This window comes from Methylogaea oryzae (assembly GCF_019669985.1).
GTDB classification, from domain to species: domain Bacteria; phylum Pseudomonadota; class Gammaproteobacteria; order Methylococcales; family Methylococcaceae; genus Methylogaea; species Methylogaea oryzae.
Genome location: NZ_AP019782.1, coordinates 1,027,357 through 1,052,462, shown reverse-complemented (window position 1 = coordinate 1,052,462; position 25,106 = coordinate 1,027,357). Strand labels below are relative to the sequence as shown.

Below are 25,106 nucleotides of genomic sequence, written 5' to 3'. Positions count from 1 at the left end.
CGCCATGAAGAAACGACTTCCCCTGCATCTCGTGCTGCTGATACTGCTCGTACCGCTGATCGGCGTCATTTTCGTCGTGGTTCAAACGCCGAAAATGGAGCGGGACGCCTACCGCAACCTGGAAAGCATCCTGGCGCTCAAGGCCGCGCGCATCGAAAGCTGGTTGCAGGAACGGCAAGGGGACAGCGAATCCCTGTCGGGATCGGAAAACTTGGCGCTGCGCGTCGAGCAACTCATTCAGCACAAAAACGATCCGTTGAACCGGCGCCTCCTGTCCAATCGGCTACATCTCTTGCTGCGTTCCTACGGTTATTTGAGTGCCCTATTGGTGGACACCCAAGGCAACCTGTTGATCGGTTCCGGCAATCACCGCGATATTCCGCCGCTGGTCAGAGACCTGCTGCGCCAAACCGTCGACAGCAAGCAGGTCCTGCATACCGACCTGTACCGCGAGGAAACGGGGCATACCCACATGGACTGGATCGCGCCGATACTCGCCAAGACGCCGACGGGGGAGCGCGTCATCGCCGCCATCGTTTTGCGTATCAACCTAAAAAGCTTCCTCTACGAAACCCTGCAAACCTGGCCGACCGTCAGCGAAAGCGCGGGATCCGTGCTGGTGCGGCGGGACGGCAACGACGTGCTGTTCCTGAGTGAAACACACCACATCGCGAACGCTCCCCTGCAATTCCGGCGTCCGGTGGACACGCCGGCCCTTCCCGCCGCCGCGGCCGTCCTGGCGGATCAGCCGGGAATCATGCGTGGGTGGGACTTCCGCGGCGTGGAAGTCTTGAGCGCCTATCGGCCCATCGCCGGAACGCCATGGAGAATTGTCGGGAAAATCGACCGCGCCGAGGTGCTGGCGCCCATGTGGAACACGCTGTTATGGATCGGCGGAGTGGTGTTTGCGGCGGTCGTGGTCATCCTTATCGTGCTCTACCGCTTGTTGCGCCAACAGGATTACGCCCACGCACTGGAAGTCGAAGCCGAAAAGCTCAAGGCCGATCAACTGTTGCGGAACTTCTACGAATTGCCGTTTATCGGCATGGCCATCACTTCCGCGGAAACCAAACGGTGGATACGTTTCAACGACCGCTTATGCGAGATTCTCGGCTACTCCGTCGAGGAACTGTTGGGCAAAACCTGGGAGGAAATGACCCATCCGGAGGATGTCTCGGCGGACCTGGAAAGCTTCGACAGCCTCCTGCGGGGCGAACACGACGACTATTCCCTGGAAAAGCGCTTCATCCGCAAGGACGGCGCGGTGGTTTATACCTTGATCGATGTCCGCTGCGTGCGCAAACAAGACGGCCGCGCCGATTTCATCGTTGCGACGGTGCAAGACATCAGCGAGCGCAAACGCGCGGAAATCCGCTCGGAGCGATTAAAGTCGCTCTACGAGAACCTGGTCAAAATCAACGAAACCCTCCTGCATTCCACCGACGACAAGCAATTATTCGAGGAGTTGTGCCGCATCCCCGTCGATAATGGGCTGATGAGCATGGCTTGGGTGGGTAGCGAGGATCCCGAAACCCGGCGAATTCATCCCACGTTCCGTTACGGATACGGCACCCCTTACCTCGATACCATCGTCATATCCAGCCGCGCCGACCTACCCGAAGGGCGAGGCACCACGGGCACCGCTTTCCGCGAGCAAAAGGCCATCGCCACCAACGACTGGCGAACCGATCCCGCCATGGCGCCGTGGAAAGCCCAGGCCGCGCAATACGGCTGGAAGTCCAGCGCGTGTTTCCCCATTTTCCGCAATAAGAAAATCCACGCGATATTCACCGTCTATAACCAAGAGCCGAATTTTTTCGACGAACAGGTGATGGCGTTGCTGACCGCGCTGGCCGGCGACGTTTCCTACGCGCTGGACGGCATGGATATCCGCCGCGCGCTGATGGAAAGCGAAGAACATTCCAAGCTACTGCTGGAATCCGCCAATAGCGGCATCGTCGGGCTCGACGTGCAAGGCAATATCACCTTCGTCAACAAGACCGCCGCCGACATGCTCGGCCGCAGCGCGGAAGAGCTGCTGACCCAACCCATGCACGCCACCGCCCATCATAGCCGCCCGGACGGGACGCCGTTTCCCGAGGAAGAGTGCCCGTTGTACGCCACATTCATGGACGGACAACCGCGGCATTTCGCCAAAGGGATATTCTGGCGCAAAAACAACAGCAACTTCCCGGTGGAGTGCTGGACCCACCCGATCGTCAGGCGCAACGAGCTGCTCGGCGCCGTCGTGGTATTCCAGGACATCAGCGAACGCCTGATCATCGAAGAGCAGGTTAATAGCGAGCGGGAAAGGCTGAGGAACATCATCGACGCTACCGGCGCCGGCACCTGGGAATGGAACCTGTCCACCGGCAAGGCCATATTCAACGAACGGTGGGCGGAAATTTTCGGTTACACGCTGGCGGAGCTTGTCCCGTTCACCACAAAAAGCTGGGAAAAATTCGTCCACCCCGACGACCTGCAGCTCGCCAACGAGCGGCTGCAAAAACACCTGTACGGCAAGAGCGATTACTACGAATGCGACGTGCGCATGCGCCACAAGGACGGCCATTGGGTTTGGATCGCCGACCGCGGCCGCATTACCCGGCGCGCGAACGACGGCTCCCCCCTGATCGTCAGCGGCACGCATCTCGACATCACCGAGCGCCGCCAGGCGCAGGAGCGCCTGTTCCAAAGCGAAGAGCGATTCCGCAAATTATTCGCCGATTCCAAACAACCCTTGATGCTGATCGAAGACGGCCATTTCATCGACGCTAATCCGGCCACATTGGAAATGATAGGCTTCGACTCCGTGGACGAATTCCGGGGAATTTCCCCTGCAGCTATTTCTCCGGAATACCAACCCGACGGCCAGTCGTCCACCGCCAAAGCGGAAAAAATGTTCCGCATCGCCCAGGAAAAAGGCAGCCACCGTTTCGAATGGGAACATATCAAGAAAAACGGCGAGCATTTCTTCGCCGAAGTCATGCTCACGCCGATCGGCTTCGCCGGGAAAACGCTGATCCACGTGGTGTGGACCGACATCACCGAACGCAAGCGCATGGACGCGCAAATGAAACAATTCGAGGCCATCGTCAATTCGTCCGACGACGCCATTATCAGTAAAGCGCTGGACGGCACCGTCACCAGTTGGAATCCCGGCGCGGAAGCCATTTTCGGCTACACCGCCGACGAAATACTGGGCAGGGCGATAAAGCACCTGCTCCCCGCCGATCGCCAAAATGAGGAAGACTACATTTTGGAAAAGATCAAGCAGGGGGAAAAATTCGACCATTACGAAACGGTCCGCATCCGCAAGGACGGAACGACCATATACATATCCGCGACGATTTCCCCCATTTACGACGAAAACGGCCAGGTGATCGGCGCTTCGAAAATCGCCCGCGACATCACCGAGCGGAAAAAATACGAGGAGGAACTCAGCAAGCTGTCCCTCAGCGTCGAGCAGAGCCTCAACAGCGTCATCATCACCAATCTCGACGCGGAGATCGAATACGTCAACAAACGTTTCACGGAAATCACCGGCTACAGCCGCGAGGAAGCCATCGGCCAAAATCCGCGCATCCTCAAATCGAACCGCACGCCGAAGGCCGTTTACGACGATCTCTGGGCCACCCTGACCCAGGGCAAGGCGTGGCGCGGCGAGTTCATCAACCAGCGCAAGGACGGCAGCGAGTTCGACGAGTGGGCGCAGATCATCCCGTTGCGCAATCCCGCCGGCGCCGTCACGCATTACGTTGCCGTCAAGGAAGACATCACGGAAAAGAAACGCAACGAAGAGGAACTGGCGCGATACCGCGAACACCTCGAAGAGCTCGTCACGGTACGAACCAACGAGCTGGAAAAGGCGAAACAGGCGGCGGAAGTCGCGAATCAGTCCAAAAGCACCTTCCTAGCCAATATGAGCCACGAAATACGCACGCCGCTGAACGCCATCATCGGTTTCTCCCATCTGCTGCAAGGCCAAATCAGGCAGCCGGACCATCGCGACAAACTCAATAAAATCATCGCATCCGGCAAACACCTGCTGGGCATCATCAACGACATCCTCGACCTGTCGAAAATCGAGGCGGCGCGGCTCACCCTGGAGGAAATCACTTTCCTCGTCCCCGCCACCCTCAACCACGTTTGCAGCATGATGACCGACCGCATCAGCGGCAAAGGGCTGACGCTGGTCGAGGAAGTCGACCCCCGCCTGAACGACTTGCCGTTGCAGGGCGATCCGCTGCGGCTGGGACAGATCCTGGTCAACTACATCGGCAACGCGGTCAAATTCACCGATCGCGGCGTCATCATCCTGCGCGCCAAAATCCTTTCCGAAGGTCCGACGCGGGTGACGTTGCGGTTCGAAGTGCAGGATTCCGGCGTCGGCATAGACGAAGCGCAGCAGGACAAGCTGTTCGAGGTTTTCGAGCAAGGCGAATCCTCCACCACGCGCAAATACGGCGGCACCGGGCTCGGATTGGCCATTTCCCGAAAACTCGCCGGCATGATGGGCGGCGAAACCGGCGTGATCAGCGCGCTCGGCCAGGGCAGCACCTTCTGGTTCACCGCGTCCCTGGCGCGCGGCCAAGCGGGCGCCTTGAGCGAAGAGGCCGACGCGCTGGCGTCGGCGACGCTGCGCCGGGGCGCGCTGGTGCTGCTGGTGGAGGACAATCAACTGAACCAGGAAGTAGCCAAGGGCATACTGGAGGGCTACGGCTTGCGGGTCGAAACCGCCAACCACGGCGGCGAGGCCATGGAAAAAATCGAACGGACGCGTTACGACCTGGTCCTGATGGACATGCAGATGCCCGTGATGGACGGCCTGGAGGCGACGCGCCGAATCCGGCAGCTCCCGGCGCACAACGAGTTGCCCATCCTGGCGATGACCGCCAACGCCTTCGAGGAAGACCGCAGGCGCTGCGAGGAGGCCGGCATGAACGGCTTCATCTCCAAGCCGGTCGATCCGGCCCGGCTGTGCTGGACCCTGGCGCAATTCATACCGGGGTCGAAAACCCCCGCTTCCCAGGCGGAAACCACTCCGCCGTCGGCGGAAACGGCAGGCGATGGAGCCGCCGACACGACAAAGCAGATCAACGCGGAAGCCGGGCTGAAATACAGCGGCGGCAACGTGCCGAGCTATCACCGCATGTTGCGCAAGTTCGCCGAGACCCACGCCGAAGACACGTTGCGCTTGCAGGAACTGCTTACCCACGGCGATCTCCAAGGAGCCGAACGCATGGCGCATTCGCTCAAGGGCGTATCCGCCACGTTGGGGGCGGAAAAATTGCGCAAAATCGCCTACGATCTGGAACATAGGATCAAAAGCGGCGCCGACGAAGGAGAAGTCGCCGACCTGCTCGATTTGCTGGGCAACGCGCTGGCGGCGGTTTGCGCGGAAATCGGCGAACTGTACGCCCCCGCGGAGACGCCCTCGCCGGAGGACAGTGCGCCGTCCGCCCGCATTCAAGCCCTGGTGGCGGGGCTGGAGACGCAGCTGGCGGAGGACGATATACAGGCGATCGCCACCTGGCGCGAATTGGGCCCGCTGCTCGCCGACAGGGTCGACGCATCGCTCACCGCGCCCCTGGCGCGGCAAATCGAGGGCTTCGACATGGCCGGAGCGCTGGCGACCCTGAGCGCCATTGTGCAAATGCAACCGACGCTGAAACCGAACTAACCCCCGCCGCCGGCGCCGCCATCACTCAACCGGAACCAAACCCATGCCTACCCCGATGCGCATCCTCCTCGCCGAAGACGAAGAAATCATCGCCACCATCGTCCAGGACTTGCTCCAATCGCAAGGCATGGAGGTCACCGTTTGCGCCGACGGGCTGACCGCTTGGGAGCACCTGCGCGCCAAACGCCCCGGTTACGATGTCATCTTGCTGGACCGGATCATGCCGGGCATGGACGGCATGGATCTGCTGCGCCGCATCAAGGCCGATCCCGAGCTGACCCACACGCCGGTCATCATGGAAACGGCGAAGGACGATCGAGACAGCGTGCGGGAGGGACTGACCCAGGGCGCGTATTACTACCTGACCAAGCCCTTGCAACCGGAAGTGCTGATCGCGGTGGTGCAGGCCGCCGTGAGCCAGGCGAACGAATACCGCCAGCTGGTCGAAGAGGTGCGCCGGGCCGAACGCCCGCTGGCCTTGATGTGCAGCGGCTCTTTCCGTTTTCGCACCCTCGATGAAGGCCGCCTGCTGGCCAACTACCTGGCCCGCGCTTGCCCGCAGCCGGAACGCGCCATCCAAGGACTGCAGGAGCTGCTGGTGAACGCGGTCGAGCACGGCAACCTGGGAATTTCCTACGCCGACAAAAGCGCGCTGATCATGGCCGGGACATGGCAGCAGGAAGTGCAGCGCCGCTTGGAGCTGCCGGAATACCGCGAGCGCCACGTAGAGGTTTTTTTCCAGCGCCAAGCCGACAGCATCAGCTTGACCATTCAAGACCAGGGCGACGGCTTCGGCTGGCAGGACTACCTCGACTTCTCCCCGGAACGCGCATTCGATCCCCATGGGCGCGGCATCGCCATCGCGCACAAGCTCAGCTGCGACCGGTTGGAATTCCACGGCAACGGCAACACCGTCGTCGCCACCTTCAACCTGCCGCCCGCCCGATAACCTGACCCGCCGGGCCGGCGGCGATTCGCATTTGTTTTTCTCCCGGGCGGCACTAGACTCAAAATCGCGCCCGCGCACTTTCGCCAGGGCTAGCCGAGCGGCCGCGGGCCGCCCGGCTAGCATCCATTTTCCCAACTCACGCAGTGCCGATATGGATACGCCTCGCGACGACAACGATCTGCGCTATCTCAAAACCTTGTCCGTGCTCTACGTGGAGGACGAGGACGAAATCCGCGAGCAGCTGGCGCAATTCCTCCAGCGCCGCTGCGCCGCCGTGTATACCGCCAGCGACGGCCGCAAGGGCCTGGACGCCTTCCGGCGGCGCAAGCCGGACATCGTGATTACCGACATACTCATGCCGGTCATGGACGGCCTGAAAATGGGCGCCGCCATCCGCGAGCTCAGCCCGACCACTCCCATCATCATCACCACGGCCTTCGAGGAGCCCGCCTATTTCCAAAAGGCCATCGACCTGGGCGTGGACAAATACGTGGTCAAGCCGGTGGACGCCGGCGCGCTACTGCAAGCCCTGCTCAACAGCGCCCGCGCGGTGCGGGCGGAAGCCGCGTTGCGCGAGGTGGAAGAGCGCTACCGCCTGCTGTTCCACTTGTCCCATATCGCCATTTCCGTGGCGGGCGGCGAACCGGCCGAACCCGCCGGCCTGGCCGACATGAATGTGCAGATATTGGAATGCAACGAAGCATTCCTGCGGCTGCTGGGTTACCGCGATCAAGCGGCGATACAGGGGGAGAACCTGTTCGAGCTGATCGCGCCGGAATTCCGCGAGCCGCTGTACGAGATGCTCAAAACCGAGCTGTGGGTGCGCGGCTTCACCCGAGAATTCGAGCTGGAACTCCTGCGCCGGAACGGCGGCCGAGCGCCGGTCATTCTGCAATTGCTGCTGCGCCACGACAGCGGCGGAGCGCCCAAGGAAGTGCTGGCGGTGATGCGCGACCTGGCCGAACAGCGCCGTTCCGAGCAGGAACTGCGCTTGTCGGCCGGGGTGTTCTCGCAAAGCCAGGACGCCATCCTGGTGACCGACAGCAACAACGACATCGTCTCCGTCAACCCGGCCTTCACCCGCCTCACCGGCTACGGGCTCGACGAAGTGCTGGGCCGCAACCCGAAACTGCTGCAATCGGGCCGCCAGGACGCGGCTTTTTACCAGGCCATGTGGAGCGCCATCCAGACCGACGGCCATTGGCAAGGCGAAATCTGGAACCGCCGCAAAAACGGCGAGGTGTTTCCCGAATGGCTGTCCATTTCCACCGTCCGCAACGACAAGGGGGAAATCGTCAACCACATCGGCATTTTCTCCGACATCAGCAAGCTCAAAGCGGCCACCGAACACATCGAATTTCTCGCCCATTACGATCCGCTGACCCATCTGCCCAATCGCCTGCTGCTGAGGGACCGCGTGGTGCAGGCCCTGGCGGGACGGCAACGGCACGGCAATCGCGCCGCCGTGCTGTTTCTCGATCTGGACCGTTTCAAGCTCATCAACGACTCCCTCGGCCATGCCGTGGGCGACGCCCTGTTGGTGGAAGTGGCGCGGCGGCTGTCCGACAGCGTGAGGGAAACGGACACGGTGTCGCGCCTGGGCGGCGACGAATTCGTGGTGCTGCTGTCGGAAGTCCGCAACGGCGACGAGGCCATGCAGGTGGCGCAAAAAATCCTGCGGTCCATGCAGGAGGTTTTCCAGGTGGGTATTCACCAGCTCGCCGTCACCCCCAGCATCGGCATCGCCCTCAGCCCGGACGACGGCGAGGACTTCGACACCCTGCTGAGAAACGCCGACGCGGCCATGTATACCGCCAAGCAGGACGGGCGCAACAGTTACGTCTTCTTCACCCCCAGCATGAACGCCGGCGCGCTGGAGCGGCTGTCCATGGAAACCAGCCTGCGGCGCGCCCTGGAGCGGGAGGAGTTCCGCCTGCACTACCAACCGAAAGTGGATGCGGACAGCGGGCGCGTGCTCGGACTGGAAGCGCTGTTGCGCTGGGAACACCCGGAACTCGGCTGGGTGCCGCCCAGCCGCTTCATCCCCCTGGCCGAGGACACCGGCCAAATCGCCGCCATCGGCAACTGGGTCTTGCAAACCGCCTGCCGCCAGAACCGCGCCTGGCAGGAACAAGGGCTGCTGGCGGTGCCGGTCGCCGTCAACCTGTCGGCGTTGCAATTCCGCCAACGCCGCCTCAAGGACCAGGTGCTGGACGCGCTGCGGCAAAGCGACCTGGACGCCCGCTACCTGGAGTTGGAGCTGACCGAAAGCATGTTGATGGAGGACACCGCCGGCGCCGTCGTCATGCTGGCGGAGCTGCGAAAAATCGGCGTGCGCCTGTCCATCGACGATTTCGGCACCGGTTACTCCAGCCTGAGCTACCTGAAACGGCTGCCCATCGACGCGCTGAAAATCGACCAGTCCTTCGTGCGCGATATCGCCGACGACAGCGACGACGCGGCCATCGTCAGCGCCGTCATCAGCATGGCCCACGACCTGCACCTGAGAGTCGTCGCCGAGGGCGTGGAAACCCTGGAGCAACTGCGCTTCCTGCGCGCCCACCAGTGCGACGAGGCGCAGGGCTACCTGTTCAGCCGGCCCGTCTGCGCCGAGGACGCCGCCGCCCTGCTGGCGCGGCGCGTGCTGGTGACGCAATGAAAGCCGCCTACCGCCGGGCGGGGAGCCCTTCATGAAGCGCGGCGCCGAACAACTGCCCGCCCTGCCTCACTACCGCCTGCTGGAGAAACTGGGCGAAAGCCTGCATTCGGTCATTTACAAGGCCTCCCCCAAAAACTCGCCGCAGCGGCTGGTCACCCTCAAGATATTGAAGACGCCCCTGCGCCAGGAAAGCCTGCGGCGCTACATCCGCCAGAAAGTGGAACGGCTCAAGGTGATCCACGACGTGCGCGTCATCACCCCGACCGCTTTCGAAAGCTACGGCGACATCCAGATCATCGTGCAGGAGCACTATCCCGGCATCCCCTTGGACGCCTGGCGGCAACGGCAAAACCCGGTGTCGATGGCCGATTTCCTCGCCATCGCCCTGGAGCTGGCCCAAGCCCTGTCCGCCGTGCACGACGGCGGCATCGTCCACGGCGGCATCAAGCCCCACAACATCCTCATCCGCCCCGATACCCTGGCGGTGCGGCTGATCGATTTCATCACCCCCATCGACGTGCGGGAAATCAGCCATTTCATTTACGACAGCGGCTTTGTGGAAGGCACCCTGGCCTACACCTCGCCGGAACAGACCGGACGCATCAACCACCGGGTGGATTTCTCCACCGACATGTATTCCCTCGCCATCACCTTCTACGAACTGCTCAGCGGCCGGCTGCCGTTCAAGAGCACCGACCCCCTCGAGCTGATCCATTCCCACCTGGCGGAAGAAGCGCCGCCGCTGCACAGCCTCAACCCGGCCGTGCCGGAAATGCTGTCGCGCATCGTCGCCAAGCTCAGCCTCAAGGAGCCGGAAAAGCGCTACCAAAGCGGCGGCGGCCTTTACGCCGACCTGATCCGCTGCCAGCGGGAATACCTCGCCTCCGGCGGCGTGGCCGAATTCCGCCTGGGCACCCGCGACCACGCCCGGCGGGTGGTGTTCATTTCCCGCATGGTGGGCCGCGACCAGGAGGCCCGCACCGTGCTGGACGGCTACGACGCGGTGATCCGGGGCGGCTTCCATTCCGTCTTCATTTCCGGACTGCCCGGCATCGGCAAAACCCGCTTGATCCAGGAGCTGCAACGGCCTTTGGTAGAGCACCGCGGCTATTTCACTTCCGGCAAGTTCGACCAGTACCAGAAGAACATCCCCTACAGCTCCTTGCTGCAAGCCCTGCGCAACCTGATCCGCACGTTTCTCACCGAAAGCGACCCGCAAGTCGCGGCTTGGAAGGGGAAAATCCTCGCCGCCGTGGGCCAGCAGGGGCGGCTGCTCACCGACGTGCTGCCGGAACTGGAAATCCTGCTCGGCTCCCAGCCGGAAGTGCCGCCCCTGCCGCCGGTGGAAGCCCGCCACCGCTTCAACAGCCTGTTCGGTCGCTTCCTCGCCTGCCTGGCCACGGCGGAAAATCCCCTGGTGCTGTTCATCGACGACCTGCAATGGTGCGACAGCGCTACTTTCGATTTTCTCGACCACGTGTTCGCCGGCGCCGCCGACTACCCCTACCTGTACTTCATCGGCGCTTACCGCCACAACGAGGTGGACGGCGCCCATCCCCTCACCCGGCTGCTGCGCGCCAACCAATCGCGCCGCCTGCCCATGAGGGAAGTGCGCATCGGCCCCTTGGACGCTTCCCACTGCCACGAGATGGTGGCTTACATCCTCGACCTGTCGCTGCAAGAGACCGCCCTGTTGTCGGCCTTTGTCGCCGACCTCACCGAAGGCAACCCGCTGTTCGTCAGCGAGAGCCTGTCCTGGCTGCACGGCCAGGAGCTGCTGCACTACGGCGAGGACGGCCAATGGCGCTGGGACATGGAAAAAATCCACGCCTCCAACATGCCGCCCACGGTGGTGGAGCTGTTCGGCGCCAAGGTGAAAAAGCTGCCGCCGGAGACGCTGGACGTGCTGGTGTTCTGCGCCTGCATGGGCAACCGCTTCACCGCCGAGGACATCGCCCTGATCCTGGAACTGGAGCTGCTGGCCTTGTTCGAGCGGCTCAAGCCGGTGCTGAGCATGGGGTTGCTGATGGAGAGCAAGTCCGAGTTGCAATTCGTCCACGACCGGGTGCAGGAAGCGGTGCTGCGCCTGCTGGATGCCGAGCGGCGGCGCGCCATCCACTGGCGCATCGGCCACCACTTGCTGCAAGCGGTGCCCGCAGGCAAGGCCCTAGCCAAGCAGGACAATCTGTTCACCATCGCCGCCCACCTCAACCTGGGCCGTCCGGAACAACTGGACAAGGCGGCGACGCTCACCCTGATCGGCATCAACCACCAGGCCGGCGACAAGGCTTTGGAAGCCCTCGCCACCCAAGCCGCCAACGAATACTTCCGCGCCGCCCTGGCGCTGCTGCCGGAGGACTGCTGGGAGTGCTGTTACCCGGAAACCTTCCAGATCCACCAGAAACTGGCGAAAACCGAGCTGATGTGCGGCCGCTACGACCGTTCGGAAAGCCTCATCGACACCCTCATCGCCCGCGCCGCCAGCGACCTGGACCGAGCCGAAGCCCTGGCGGAACAAACCACCTCCCTGTCCTCCATCGGCAACTTCATCAAGGCCATCGAGGCCGCCAACCGGGGCTTGGCCTATTTCGGCAAGGACATCCCCGCCAATGCCGAGGAAGCCAAGGCGCGCATGGAAAAGCTGATGGAGGATATCCACGCCGGCGGGCGCGACGTGTGGGGCGCCATCCTCGACATGCCTTTCAGCGGCGAACGGCGCAGCAAGATCGAGCTGAAGTTCTACAGCGAGCTGATACCGGATTTGTACATGTCCGGCCTGGTGCCGCAGCTGTACCTGTCCGCCGCCCAATCCACCGCCCACTGCCTGGCCGGCGGCATGGACGAATCGGTGATTTACTCCTTCTCCATCATGGGCCTCAACCTGGGCGAACAAGGCCGCTTCGAGCTGGCCTTCCGCTACGAGGACCTGGCCCGTGACCTGTGCGCCCGCCACCCGGACACTTTCGGCGCCACCCGCGGCATCAACGGCATCGTCTGGTGCAATATGCACTCCCGCAGCCACCCCCGCGACATCGCCGCCTATTGCCGCCAGGGCATCCAGTGCGGCAAGAACTGCGGCGACCTCTACAACGCCGGCCTGTCCTACGGCCCCTTGATGTGGAACAGCCAGGTGCTGGGGGCGGACCTGGCCGCCGTCGCCGAAATCGCCGCCGAGTGCTTGGACTTTTCCCGCAAGAACCAGCTGGAATTTTCCGTCGGGCTGGCGGAAGCGGTGCAAAAAGGCTGGGTGGAGCCCATGGCCAGCCCCACGGCGTCGCTGGAGCCCATGGACGAACGCCTGGCCCTGTGGGAAAGCCGCAACCACGTGGCCTCGGCCGGCAGCTATTTCGTCCACCTGGCCCTGAGCCATTACTACTACGGCCGCCACGCCGAGGCGGCCCGGTGCCTGGAGGCGGTCAACCGCTACCTGTCGGGCCTTACCGACAACGTGCTGAAGCGCCAGTGGTACGCCTTCCGCGTGCTCAACGCACTGCGGCTCTACCGCGGCGGCCTGTTCGACGGCGGCGCCGAGCGGTTGCGCGCCGCCGTTGATCCCCTCATCGGCCAACTGGAAACCTGGGCCGGCCTGGGACCGCTGCTCCAGCCCTACCTGGCCCTGATCCGCGCCGAACGGGAGTGCGCCCTGGGCGACATCAAGGAAGCCCGCAACTTGTACCTGGACGCTATCGAGACCGCCCACGGCCAGGGCTACCTGTTCCTGGCCGCCTACGCCAACGAATCCCTGGGCGAACTGCTGCTGGAGTCCCATCCCGCCAGCGCCGAAAACTTCTTGCGCGAAGCGCTGGAGCTGTACCGCCGCTGCCGGGCGCGGGGCAAGGAAATCCAGCTGCTGGAGAAATATCCCGACGCCCTGGAGGAAGGGCGCAAAGCGCTGGCCGCGGAAGCGCCGGAGCAACCGGAAACCCTGCCCAGCCTGGACACCGAATACCTGATGAAATCGGCCCTGGCCCTGTCGGCGGAAATCGACCTGGACACCCTGCTGGACCGCATCCTGACGGTGATGCTGGAAGCCACCGGCGCGCAAAGCGGCTTCCTGCTGATGCTGGAACAAGGCCAGCCGGTATTGCTGGCCGAGCGGCGCGTCGGCCAAAAAACCGGCGAACGGCGGCACGGCATGGCCGAGGCGGCCGAATTGAGTCCGGGCATCGTGCAATACGTGCTGCGCACCAAGAATCCGCTGGTGCTGGACGACGCCCTGGCGGCGCCGGAGTTCCGCAACCTGCCCAAGGTCGGCGAAGCGCGGCTGCGTTCGGTGCTGTGCCTTCCCCTGTTGCAACAAGGACAAGTGGCCGGCGCGCTGTACCTGGAAAACCGCTTATCGCCCGGCTTGTTCGGCCCGGACAAGGCGCGCATGGCCGAGCTGCTCGCCGCCCAAGCCGCCATTTCCCTGGAAAACGCCCGGCTGATCCGGGAAATGCGCCAGGCCCGGGACCAAATCGCCCAGCTCAACGCCGGCCTGGAACAGCGGGTCAAGGACGAAGTGGCGCAAAGCCGCGAGAAGGACCACCTGCTGATCCGCCAATCGCGCCTGGCGGTAATGGGGGAAATGATCGGCAACATCGCCCACCAGTGGCGCCAGCCCCTCAACGCCCTGGGACTGGTGCTGGCCAACCTGAAAGACGCCGAGCAATTCGGCGAGCTGACGCCGGACTACCTGGAAACGCAAGTGGCCAACGGCCGCCGCCTGGTGGAACGCATGTCCCACACCATCGACGATTTCCGCCGCTTTTTCCGGCCGGACAAGCGCAAGGAGCGCTTCTCCCTGAAGGCGGCGGTGAACGACGCCGTCGGCCTGGTGTCGGCCAGCTTCAAAGCGCACGACATCGAAATCGCGCTGGACGCGCCGGAAGACTTTTACCTGGAAGGCTTTCCCAACGAATACGCCCAAGTGCTGCTCAACCTGCTGGGCAACGCCAAAGAAGCCATCCTGCAGCGCAACATCCGCCACGGCCGAGTGGCTATTCGCCTTTGGGCCGAGCATGGAGAGGCGCGCCTCAGCCTGGCGGACAACGGCGGCGGCATCGCCGCGGAAGCCATGGAACGCCTGTTCGAGCCGTATTTCTCCACCAAGGAAACCGGCACCGGCATCGGCCTGTACATGTCCAAGATGATCATCGAAAACAGCATGGGCGGCCGCATCGAAGCCGGCAACGCGGGCGACGGCGCGGTTTTCGCCCTGATAACGCCCCTCGCCTGAACGCCGGCCGCCGCGCCCCTTTGGTGCGGCGCGCACCACCTCGGCCTGCGCCGGCGTCCGGCCTGGCGCAAAAACCCGCCTGTTTACGCGGCATAAGCCGGTCCCGCCGCCGGGCGGCGATTGGCATGCGCCATGCTTCAACCTTGGCAAGAACCGTTCGCGGGCCAAAGGCGGCCGCGACGTACCCAGGACAAAGGCGTCCGGTGACGGCGGCGTTGCAACCACGCCCGGCCGTCGGCGGACGCTTTTTTGTTGCAACCTCGTCCAGGCGGAGATTCCTCCATGCCCCATCAAACCGACCCCGTTATGCCGACCGAGAACGGCGTCCCGGAAAAAACCCGGCTCAACCTGGGCTTCGTCCCGCTGACCGACTGCGCCGTGCTGGCGGTAGCCCTGGAGCACGGTTATTTCCATCGCCACGGCCTGGACGTGACCCTATCCCGCGAAGCCTCCTGGGCCAATATCCGCGACAAAGTCTGCTGCGGCGTGCTGGACGGCGCGCAGATGCTGGCCGGCATGCCGCTGGCCGCCAGCCTGGGAGCGGAAGCGTTCCAGCAGCCCATGGTCACCGGCTTCGCCATGAGCTTGAACGGCAACGCCGTCACCGTATCGAACGCGCTCTACCGGCGCCTGCTGGACACGGACGGCGAAGCCATGGCCAACCGGCCGCTCACCGCCCAAGTCCTGAAAACCCTGATCGACAGCGACCGCGCCGCCGGCCGCCCGCCCCTGCGCTTCGCCATGGTTTACCCCTGTTCCTCGCACAATTACCTGTTGCGCTATTGGCTGGCGGCGGCGGGCATCGATCCCGACCGCGACATCACGCTCACGGTGGTGCCGCCGCCGCTCATGGCCGGATACCTGCAGAACGGCCTCATCGACGGCTATTGCGTGGGCGAGCCGTGGAACACCCGCACGGTGGAAGACGGCCTGGGACACGTGCTGATCGCCAGCTACGAAATCTGGAACAACCACCCGGAAAAGGTGTTCGGCGTCACCCGCCAATGGGCGCAGCAACACCCCAACACCCACCGCGCCGTGCTCATGGCCCTCATCGAGGCCGCCCGCTGGCTGGATCCGCCGGAAAACCGCGCCGAAGCCGCCGAATTGCTGTCCGGCCCGGAATACGTCGATGCGCCGGTGGAGCTGCTACGCGCCGGCCTGCTGGGCGAGTTCCGCTACGGCAAAGGGGAAGCCGCCGCCGCGTTCCCGGACTTTCACGTATTCCATCGCTACGCCGCCAACATCCCGCGCCGGACCCATGCCGAATGGCTGGTGAGCCAAATGCTGCGCTGGGGGCAATTGAAAGGGCCGCTGGACGTGGCCGCCGCCGCGGCCGGCGTCTATCTTCCCGCCCTGTACCGGGCGGCCGCGGCGAAACTGGGCCTGCCGTGCCCGCCGCCGGACCACAACGCCGCCGGAGCCCACGACCAACCCTGGTTGTTGGCCACCGCCACCCACAGTTTCGACATGGGGCCGGACCGCTTCTTCGACGGCAGCGTGTTCGAACCCTCCTCCGCCCCGATGCCGGCGAAACGGCCTTAATCCCGCCACGACGGGGCAAGGACGCCCTTTCCCCTTCCGTCCCCGGCCGCCATGCCGGGAACCCCAGTCCAACTCGCGCTCCCCTTACCGCCTAAGACACGGCCTACTCGCCCATCGCTCCGGCCAGCACTGTTCGTTCCCGGTGCGCCGTGCACCCGGATGGGCGACAAAACCTCGAAATGTCCGGCATAACGCGGCCCAATGCGCTTTGCAGCGAACGCAACAATCGTCACGGCGGCATCGCCCCCTGCCCGGCCCCAGCGGGCGGGCGCCGCCGAGACACGACGTTCCGCACGCACGCCGCACCGACGCTATTTCCGCTGGCGTGGCAAGCGGTTGAGCGGAATCCGGCGCCATATCCTGCCCCATGGGAGCGCCCTTCCGGCATCGGTTCCCCTTGTACGGATTGCGACAACGGCGCCGCCGTTGTCGTAATCCTCTCCGACAACCAAACCGTGTCCCGCCCCTGCTCGCCGGTTTGCCGGCGTGCCGAATGCCGGTTGGCATATCGCATGCTTGGTAATCGGCAAAGCACTCGCAGGCCAATGGCGGCCGGCGGGACTTGGACAAAGGCGTCCGACAACGGCCAGCGCAACCGCGCTGCCGTTGGCGGACGCTTTTTTTTGTGCGCGTTTTTTCGAGGACTTGCCATGAGCGACAGCAACGACACCCCAACCAGCACCGACGGCCCGCAATCGCCTTCCCGGCGCAAATTTTTCCAGACCAGTGGTACCGTGCTGGGCGCTTCCGCCCTGCTGGGCCTGGCCCCCTTAAGCCTCAGTCCGGGCGTTTGGGCCGCCGGCAGCGACGCGCCGGAAAAAACCGAAGTCAAAGTGGGCTTCATTCCGCTGACCGACTGCGCTTCCGTGGTGATGGCGGCGGAACTGGGCCTGGACAAGAAATACGGCATCAAGATCGTCCCCAGCAAGGAAGCCTCCTGGGCCGGCGTGCGCGACAAGCTGGTCAACGGCGAGTTGGACGCCGCCCACGTGCTGTACGGCCTGGTGTACGGCGTGCACCTCGGCATCGGCGGGCCGAAGAAGGACATGGCGGTGCTGATGACCCTCAACAACAACGGCCAGGCCATCACCCTGGCCGACCAGGTCAACCAGAAAGGCGTCACCGACGGCGAATCCCTCGCCACCCTGCTCAAGGGCGAACCGCGCCAATACACGTTCGCCCAGACCTTCCCCACCGGCACCCACGCCATGTGGCTGAACTACTGGCTGGCGGCCTACGGCATCAATCCCATCAAGGACGTGAAAACCGTGGTGGTGCCGCCGCCGCAGATGGTGGCCAACATGCGCGTCGGCAACATGGACGGCTTTTGCGTGGGCGAACCGTGGAACGCCCGCGCCATCTACGACAAGATCGGCTTCACCGCCGCCACCACCCAGGACATCTGGAAGGATCACCCGGAAAAAGTGCTGGGCGCCACCGCCGACTGGGTCAAGGCCAACCCCAACACCGCCCGCGCCCTGCTCATGGCGGTGCTGGAAGCCTCCCAGTACATCGACGATCCGAAGAACCGCCCGCAAGTGGCCAAGCTCATCGCCGGCAAGGCCTACGTCAACGCGCCGGAAGAAGTCATCGAGGGCCGCATGCTGGGCCATTACGACAACGGCATCGGCAAGAGCTGGGAAGACCCCAACTACATGAAGTTCCACAACGGCGGGACAGTCAACTTCCCCTATCTGTCCGACGGCATGTGGTTCCTCACCCAGCACCGCCGCTGGGGCCTGTTGGACAAGGACCCGGACTACCTGGCGGTGGCCAAGCAGATCAACCAGATCGATTTGTACAAGGAGGCCGCCGCCCAACTCAAAGTGCCGCTGCCGGCCAGCCCCATGCGCAGCTCCACCCTGATCGACGGCGTGAAGTGGGACGGCTCCAACCCGGCCGCCTACGCCGCCGGCTTCGCCGTCAAAGCCTGATTCGCCACGGCCTGTTATGAGTGAGGAAACCGCTATGAACGCAGTCATTGTTCCCGAATCCGCCACGACGCCGCTGGTGATCGCCGTCGAAACGGCGGCGATCAAGGCCCCGGCGTCCGTCGACCCAGCCGCTCCATCGGACGCCTTGCCCGGGCGGCTGTCCCAGGCCGTGGAAAACGCCGCCAAAGCCCTGCTGCCGCCGCTGCTCGGCATCGGCCTGTTCGTGTTGGCCTGGGCGCTGGTGTCCCAGCAAAGCGGAGAGCGGCTGCCGGGTCCGGTGAAAACCTGGGCTTCGGCCGTGGAGCTGTTCAGCGATCCGTTCTACGACAAAGGCCCCAACGACCAGGGCATCGGTTGGAACATCCTCAAGTCCTTGCAGCGCGTGGGCCTGGGCTTCGGCCTGGCGGCGGCGGTGGGCGTGCCCTGCGGCTTCCTCATCGGCCGCTTCCGTTTCCTGGAGCGCATGGCCGCGCCGGTCATCGGCCTGCTGCGCCCGGTCAGCCCCCTGGCCTGGCTGCCCATCGGCCTGTTGGTGTTCAACGCCGCCCACCCGGCCGCCATCTGGGTGATCTTCATCTCCAGCATCTGGCCCATGATCATCAACACCGCCGTCGGCGTCGCCAAGGTGCCGGAGGACTACATGAACGTGGCGCGGGTGCTGAACCTGTCGGAATGGAAAATCTTCACCAAGATACTGCTGCCCTCGGCCCTGCCCTACATGATGACCGGCGTGCGCCTGTCCATCGGTGTGGCCTGGCTGGTGATCGTGGCAGCGGAAATGCTCACCGGCGGCGTCGGCTTGGGCTTCTGGGTGTGGGACGAGTGGAACAACCTCAACGTCGAGCACATCCTCATCGCCATCTTCGTGGTGGGCATCATCGGCTTCGCCCTGGAACACCTGCTGCTGTTCCTGGCCGGCAAGCTCACCCATGGCGCCTGAACATCGTCCCCACGCGCACGTGGGAACGATAAAAAAACGATGATCGTTCCCACGCTCCGCGTGGGAACGCCGCCCCGGACGCTCTGCGTCCCGTAACCGGCAAGGTGGCAGAAATTCGGAAGGCATTTCGCCAACCGGGACGCACAGCGTCCCCGGATGCATTCCCACGCAGAGCGTGGGAACGATCACTCATCCAACGAGGAGCAACCCCATGAAAACCCCATTCGTCCAACTCGAACACGTCGACATGGTGTTCGAAACCCGCCGGGGGCGTTTCCCGGTCCTGCGGGACGTCAGCCTGTCCATCGCCCAAGGCGAATTCGTCTCCATCATCGGCCACTCCGGTTGCGGCAAGTCCACCGTGCTCAACATCGTCGCCGGCCTGCTGGACATCAGCCGCGGCGCCGCCCTGTGCGCCAACAGGGAAATCGCCGGCCCCGGCCCGGAGCGGGCGGTGGTGTTCCAAAACCACTCCCTGCTGCCGTGGATGACCTGCCAGGAAAACGTCCACCTGGCGGTGGAGCGGGTGTTCGGCGCCAAGGAGAAAAAGGAAAAGCTGCAACGGCGGGCAGCCGACGCCCTGGAACTGGTGCACATGGCCCACGCCGCCCACAAATATCCCCACGAAATCTCCGGCGGCATGAAGCAGCGCGTCGGCATCGCCCGCGCCCTGTCCATGGAACCCAAGGTGCTGCTGCTGGACGAGCCCTTCGGCGCCCTGGACGCCCTCACCCGCGCCCACCTGCAGGACGAGCTGCTGCGCATCACCGCCGCCACCGGCTCCACCGTCGTCATGGTCACCCACGACGTGGACGAAGCGGTGCTGCTGTCCGACCGCATCGTCATGATGACCAACGGCCCGGCCGCCACGGTGGGCGACATCCTGGCCGTCGAACTGCCGCGCCCGCGCGACCGCCTGGAGCTGGCGGACAACCCGCAATACAACCACTACCGGGCGGAAGTGCTGCGTTTCCTGCACCAACGCCACGCCAAGGCCGCTTGATCCCCCAGGCAACGCTTTTCCCCAACCTACGGAGAGAAACCCATGAAACCGCAGCACGACCAACCCACGTTTGGTTCATCCCGCCACACCAACCGAATCCGATACAGCCCCCCCCCCTCCACCTGGCTGGCGTCCCTGGGACTGCTGGCGGCCGGCCTGGCCGGCCCGGCCCACGGCGGCCTGGACGAGGAGGTGGAAAACGCCCTGAAGCTGGGCGGCGGCAAATACGGCCGGGTCAACTTCGACGCCCGCTACCGCTACGAGTACGTGGACCAGGAACGCGTCCTCAGCACCGGCCGGGCCACCGCCATCAAGCACCCGGCCGACGCCTCCACCCTGCGCATTCGCCTCGGCTACCTGACGCCCTCTTTCGCCGGCTTCACCGGCTTCGCCGAATACGAAGGCAACCAGGACATCGGCTTCAACGACTACAACAGCACCCGCAACGGCCGCACCGCCTACCCCATCGTCGCCGATCCCCAGGCCAACGAAGTCAACCAGCTGTGGGTCAACTACGCCGGCCTGCCGGACAGCAACGTCAAAGTCGGCCGCCAGCGCATCGTGTTCGACAACCACCGCTTCATCGGCAACGTCGGCTGGCGGCAAATGGAACAAACCTTCGACGCCGCCACCGTCACCAACAAGTCGCTGCCGGACACCACCATCACCGCCGGCTACATCTGGAAAGTGCAGGACATCACTTCCCGCTCCATCGGCATGAACTCGCCCATTTTCAACATCGCCTACACCGGCCTGCCCTACGGCAAGATCGTCGCCCACGGCGAATGGCTGGACTACGACACCGCCGACGAACTGCGCAACCTCGGCACGGCCAACTCCTTCACCAAATCGACCAAAACGGTGGGCCTGCGCTTCGACGGCTCGACGCCCGTCACCGACGACATCAAAGCGCTGTACACGGCGGAATACGCCCACCAGTCCGACTACAAGAACAATCCCATCCACTATCACGCCGACTACTGGCTGGCAGAAGGCGGCCTGGACCTCTACGGCGTCACCGTGAAAGCCGCCTACGAAGAGCTGGGTTCGGACAACGGCGCGGCCTTCCAAACGCCGCTGGCGACCCTGCACGCCTTCCAGGGCTGGGCGGACAAGTTCCTCACCACGCCGGCCTCCGGCATCCGCGACATGTACGGCACCGTCAAGACGACCCAGCTCGGCATCGAGTGGACCGCCATGTACCACGAGTTCAGCGACGCCAGCAGCAAGGTGGACCTGGGCCACGAAATCGACCTGATGGCGGAAAAGAAATTCGGCAAGCACTATTCCGTCATGGTCAAGTACGCCGACTACGTGGCCGACCCCAACAAAAGCGCCGTCAACGCCTATTCCGACACCCAGAAAATCTGGCTGCAAGGCTCCATCAGCTTCTAACCGGCGGCGCCCGAAAACGTGCCGCCATGCCCCGTCTTGGCGCGCGCGTCCCTCCCTCCGCCGTCCCTCCGGGCGGCGGCCACCGGCCGGCCGCGGCCCGCGAGCGGTTGGCACAAGTGATGCTGTTCTCCTGGCAAAGAACCGGCCGATGCGGGCCGGTTCCAGGACAAAGGCGTCCCGCGGCGAACGGTGCTTGGCACCGCCGTCCGCCGGACGCTTTTTTTTTTGCATTCCCCAACCTTGCGAGAACCTGGCGATGAACCTCAAGCAATTCAAACAAGCCGGCCACTGGCCCACCTTGCTGTCGGCCTTCCTCTATTTCGACGTGTCCTTCATGGTGTGGGTGATGCTGGGTCCCCTGGCTCTCTACATCACCAAGGAGCTGAACATTCCGGTGGCGGAAAAATTCACCATCGTCGCCATTCCCATCCTGTCCGGCGCGTTTTTCCGCCTCGTCCTCGGCTCCATGGCGGACCATCTGGGCGCCAAACTCACCGGCATCCTGGCCCAGTTATTGGTGATCCTCGGGCTGGCCTACGTGTTCGTCTTCGGCCTGCATAGCAAGCTGGAGGTGGAACTGCTCGGCGCCCTGCTGGGCGTGGCGGGCGCCAGCTTCGCCGTGGCCCTGCCCCAGGCCAGCCGCTGGTACCCGCCCCAGTACCAGGGCGTGGTCATGGGCATCGCCGGGGCCGGCAACATGGGCGTGGTGCTGGATTCCATGATCGTGCCCTGGCTGGCGGAACGCTTCGGCTGGCAGTCGGTGTTCGGCTTTTTGCTGATCCCGCTGTTCCTGGTGCTGGCGATCTATGTCTGGCTGGTGAAAGACGCACCGGGCAAACGCAAGCCGGTCACTCTCGCCAACTACGCCGCCGTGCTGAAGGATGCCGACGCCTGGTGGTTCATGTTTTTCTATTCCATCACTTTCGGCGGCTTCGTCGGCCTGGGCAACGCCCTGCCGCTGTATTTCACCAACTGGTACCACGTGTCGGGCATCGCCGCCGGCATGATGGTCGCCATCATCGTTTTCGCCGGCTCCATGTTCCGCCCGGTGGGCGGCTACCTGGCCGACCGGGTCGGCGGCATCCGTTCGTTGCAGTTCCTATTCCTGCTGGTGTCGCTGGCCTATTTGGCCATCTCCTTCATGCCGGAAGGCCCGGCCCCCGCGCTGGCCGGCGCAGCCAAAGTGGCCGGCTGGGGACTGTTCGAACTGCCGCCCGTCGCCTGGGGCGCGGTGGCGATCTTCTTCTTCGGCACTTTGGCCTTGGGCATGGGCAACGGCGCGGTGTTCCAGCTGGTGCCGCAACGCTTCCGCGAGGAAATCGGCGTGGTCACCGGCCTGGTGGGCTGCGCCGGCGGCGTCGGCGGCTTCTTCCTGGCCAAGACGCTGGGCGTCTCCTGGGAAATGCAGCACGGCTTCGCCGCCGGTTTCAGCGTGTTCGCCGGCTTGCCTCTGTTAGGATTGATGGGCCTGGTGAAGGTGAAAAGCCGCTGGCGCACCACCTGGGGAGCCGTGTCGGGAGCGCGCGTCTAGCCGCTGCCGGTCCCGCTTCTGGTCCCCTCTCCCTGCGGGAGAGGGCTAGGGTGAGGGAATTGAATGGCCGTGGCTCTTTTCCCTGCAAGTTGGGCCTATAGATAAAACTGGGCCAAGCATCATAAAAGCCGCGGCCTTTTGCCCCCTCACCCCAACCCTCTCCCTTAGGGAGAGGAAGTTTGAGGCCAAGGCGATACGGCCGTGCATACGGACCAACAGCGTGCAGAATGTGAGCGAACCCAAACTGTCGGTGCTGGCCGGCCTCTACACCGCCACCGGCCGCCGCGAGCGCAACGAGGATTACGCCGGCTATGCCGAGACGGACAGCCGGGAAACGGCGCTGCGCGGCCTGGCGTTCGCCCTGGCCGACGGCGTGGGCGGCATGAAGGGCGGCCGGGTGGCGGCGGAAACCTGCGTGCGGGCGTTCCTGGACGGCTATTACAGCCTGCCGGAAACCCTCGGCGTGGAGGCGCTCGCGGCGCGTTTGCTGTCCTCCAGCAACGCCTGGATACACGCCGTCGGCCGGCGCGATCCGGCGCTGGCCGGCATGTCCTGCACTTTCAGCGCCCTGATCCTGCGCGGCCGATCGGCCCACGTGGCGCACGTGGGCGACTCCCGCGTCTACCGCCTGCGCGGCGAGCGGCTGGAACGGCTCACGCAAGACCACACCCTACAGGGGCCTGACGTATCCCACATCCTCTACCGGGCGGTCGGCATCGAGCAGGACCTGCGCGCCGACTACGCCGCCCACCTGCTGGAAGCCCACGACCGCTTTTTGCTCTGCTCCGACGGCGTCCACGGCGCCCTGCGGGAGACCGACATCCGCCGGCTGCTGGCCCGGCGCGCATCGCCGGCCGCCAGCGCCGAAGCACTGGTGGAACAGGCCTTGGCGCAGGGCTCCAACGACAACGCCACCGCCCTGGTGGTGGACGTGCTGGCCGTGCCGCCCGCCGACCGCTCCCTGCTCAGCGGCCACATCCGCCGCTTGCCCATCCTGCCGCTACCCAAAGCCGGCCAATCGGTGGACGGTTTCGACTTGCACGGCGTGCTGTCCGACGGCCGCTACAGCCGCTTGTTCCTGGCCGAAGACCGGCTCACCGGCCAAACCGTGGCGCTGAAGTTCCCTCACCCCCGCGTCGCCAGCGAGCGGGAATACCGCGAGGCGTTCCTGCGCGAAGCCTGGATCGGCGCGAGGGTGAAAAGTCCCTGGGTAGCGGAGGTGCTGGAACAGCCCCCCGGCCGGCAAACCCGGCTGTATTCGGTGCTGGCCTACTATCGGGGAGAAACCCTGGAGCGGCGCCTGCAGCGGCGCTTCGGCCTGGACGCGGGCGTCGCCGTCGCCCTGACGCTGTGCAAAGCCGTACACGCCCTGCACCGCCAGCGCATCGTCCACCGCGACATCAAACCGGACAACGTCCTCGTCACCGAAGACGGCGGCCTCAAGCTGCTGGACCTGGGCGTGGCGCGCCTTCCGGCCTGGGACGAAGACACCGCCGCCCCCATTCCCGGCACCCCCAGCTACATGGCGCCGGAACTGTGGCAAGGCGAACGCGGCAGCGTCGCCAGCGACGTGTTCGCCTTAGGGGTCACCCTGTACCGCACGTTCAGCGGCGGCGCCTACCCCTACGGCGAAATCGAACCCTTCACCACCCCCCGCTTCCACCGCCCGCGCCCCCTGTCCAACCACCGCCCGGACCTGCCCGCCTGGCTGGACGCCGCCCTGGCCCGCGCCGTGGCGGTCAACCCCAAGGAACGCTATGCCGACGCCATGGAACTGGCCTACGACCTGGAAAACGGCGCCACCAACGGCGCCCCCACCCCGCTGCGCCGCCGCTCCCTGTACGAACGCAACCCGCTGCGCTTCTGGCAAGTGCTGTCGCTGGCACTGCTGGGCGCGTTGCTGGCGTGTTTGGCGAACCACTAAACGCACCGAAGCGGCCGACGCGCCGGACTATCGAGTGGCCTTACTCCCGCGAGGCTGGAAACACAGGTCCGCGTTTTCGGTGGAGAGGGTCAGGGGGGCATCCCCACGAGCGCGGGGAACACAACCAGCCAGCCCATCACGGTGATCGAGCCGTACATCGGTTCATCCCCATAAGCGTGGGGAACACGAATCCGCCGCACAGCTGCCGGACGAGATCGTCGGTTCATCCCCACAAGCGTGGGGAACACTCGGCGACGAATTGCACCAGCCAAACCGCCGGCGGTTCATCCCCACAAGCGTGAGGAATACACCAATCGTAACCGAT

11 protein-coding genes are annotated in these 25,106 nt (G+C 64.5%); all 11 read left to right on the top strand.

The features are described 5' to 3' along the window. Positions 1-4: 4 nt before the first annotated feature. Positions 5-5,683: a PAS domain S-box protein gene (locus tag K5607_RS05130; protein ID WP_221048401.1), complete on the top strand. Its 5,679-nt coding sequence runs from the start codon at positions 5-7 to the stop codon at positions 5,681-5,683. Between the two features lie 43 nt (positions 5,684-5,726). Then, positions 5,727-6,632 carry a response regulator gene (locus tag K5607_RS05125; protein ID WP_054774185.1) on the top strand — a complete coding sequence of 302 codons (906 nt, stop codon included), beginning with the start codon at positions 5,727-5,729 and terminating at the stop codon, positions 6,630-6,632. Between the two features lie 151 nt (positions 6,633-6,783). Further along, entirely contained in the window at positions 6,784-9,291 is a 2,508-nt protein-coding gene (locus tag K5607_RS05120; protein ID WP_221048400.1) for an EAL domain-containing protein, read from the top strand. A gap of 31 nt (positions 9,292-9,322) precedes the next feature. Then, positions 9,323-14,509, top strand: coding sequence for an AAA family ATPase (locus K5607_RS05115; protein WP_221048399.1), 5,187 nt, complete (start codon positions 9,323-9,325; stop codon positions 14,507-14,509). Between the two features lie 282 nt (positions 14,510-14,791). Next, a complete protein-coding gene (locus K5607_RS05110; RefSeq protein WP_221048398.1) occupies positions 14,792-16,054 on the top strand; it encodes a CmpA/NrtA family ABC transporter substrate-binding protein in 1,263 nt (420 codons plus the stop codon). Between the two features lie 650 nt (positions 16,055-16,704). Further along, a complete protein-coding gene (locus K5607_RS05105; RefSeq protein ID WP_221048397.1) occupies positions 16,705-17,988 on the top strand; it encodes a CmpA/NrtA family ABC transporter substrate-binding protein in 1,284 nt (427 codons plus the stop codon). A gap of 34 nt (positions 17,989-18,022) precedes the next feature. Then, entirely contained in the window at positions 18,023-18,928 is a 906-nt protein-coding gene (gene ntrB / locus K5607_RS05100) for a nitrate ABC transporter permease (RefSeq protein ID WP_221048396.1), read from the top strand. Between the two features lie 211 nt (positions 18,929-19,139). Further along, the gene (locus K5607_RS05095; RefSeq protein WP_221048395.1) at positions 19,140-19,931 is read left to right on the top strand and encodes an ABC transporter ATP-binding protein; all 792 of its coding nucleotides are present in this window, start codon (positions 19,140-19,142) and stop codon (positions 19,929-19,931) included. Positions 19,932-19,973: 42 nt separating this feature from the next. Continuing rightward, a complete protein-coding gene (locus K5607_RS05090; RefSeq protein WP_221048394.1) occupies positions 19,974-21,326 on the top strand; it encodes an alginate export family protein in 1,353 nt (450 codons plus the stop codon). A 256-nt stretch (positions 21,327-21,582) separates the two neighbouring features. Then, complete coding sequence (locus tag K5607_RS05085; protein WP_054774849.1) at positions 21,583-22,857, top strand: nitrate/nitrite transporter; 1,275 nt, start codon at positions 21,583-21,585, stop codon at positions 22,855-22,857. A 229-nt stretch (positions 22,858-23,086) separates the two neighbouring features. Beyond that, entirely contained in the window at positions 23,087-24,781 is a 1,695-nt protein-coding gene (locus K5607_RS05080; protein ID WP_246598957.1) for a bifunctional protein-serine/threonine kinase/phosphatase, read from the top strand. Positions 24,782-25,106 lie beyond the last annotated feature (325 nt).

Coding starts and splice junctions, on each gene's coding strand:
- K5607_RS05130 (WP_221048401.1), top strand. CDS start 5: ATGAAGAAACGACTTCCCCTGCATCTCGTGCTGCTGATACTGCTCGTA.
- K5607_RS05095 (WP_221048395.1), top strand. CDS start 19,140: ATGAAAACCCCATTCGTCCAACTCGAACACGTCGACATGGTGTTCGAA.
- ntrB (WP_221048396.1), top strand. CDS start 18,023: ATGAACGCAGTCATTGTTCCCGAATCCGCCACGACGCCGCTGGTGATC.
- K5607_RS05125 (WP_054774185.1), top strand. CDS start 5,727: ATGCCTACCCCGATGCGCATCCTCCTCGCCGAAGACGAAGAAATCATC.
- K5607_RS05085 (WP_054774849.1), top strand. CDS start 21,583: ATGAACCTCAAGCAATTCAAACAAGCCGGCCACTGGCCCACCTTGCTG.
- K5607_RS05120 (WP_221048400.1), top strand. CDS start 6,784: ATGGATACGCCTCGCGACGACAACGATCTGCGCTATCTCAAAACCTTG.
- K5607_RS05115 (WP_221048399.1), top strand. CDS start 9,323: ATGAAGCGCGGCGCCGAACAACTGCCCGCCCTGCCTCACTACCGCCTG.
- K5607_RS05090 (WP_221048394.1), top strand. CDS start 19,974: ATGAAACCGCAGCACGACCAACCCACGTTTGGTTCATCCCGCCACACC.
- K5607_RS05105 (WP_221048397.1), top strand. CDS start 16,705: ATGAGCGACAGCAACGACACCCCAACCAGCACCGACGGCCCGCAATCG.
- K5607_RS05110 (WP_221048398.1), top strand. CDS start 14,792: ATGCCCCATCAAACCGACCCCGTTATGCCGACCGAGAACGGCGTCCCG.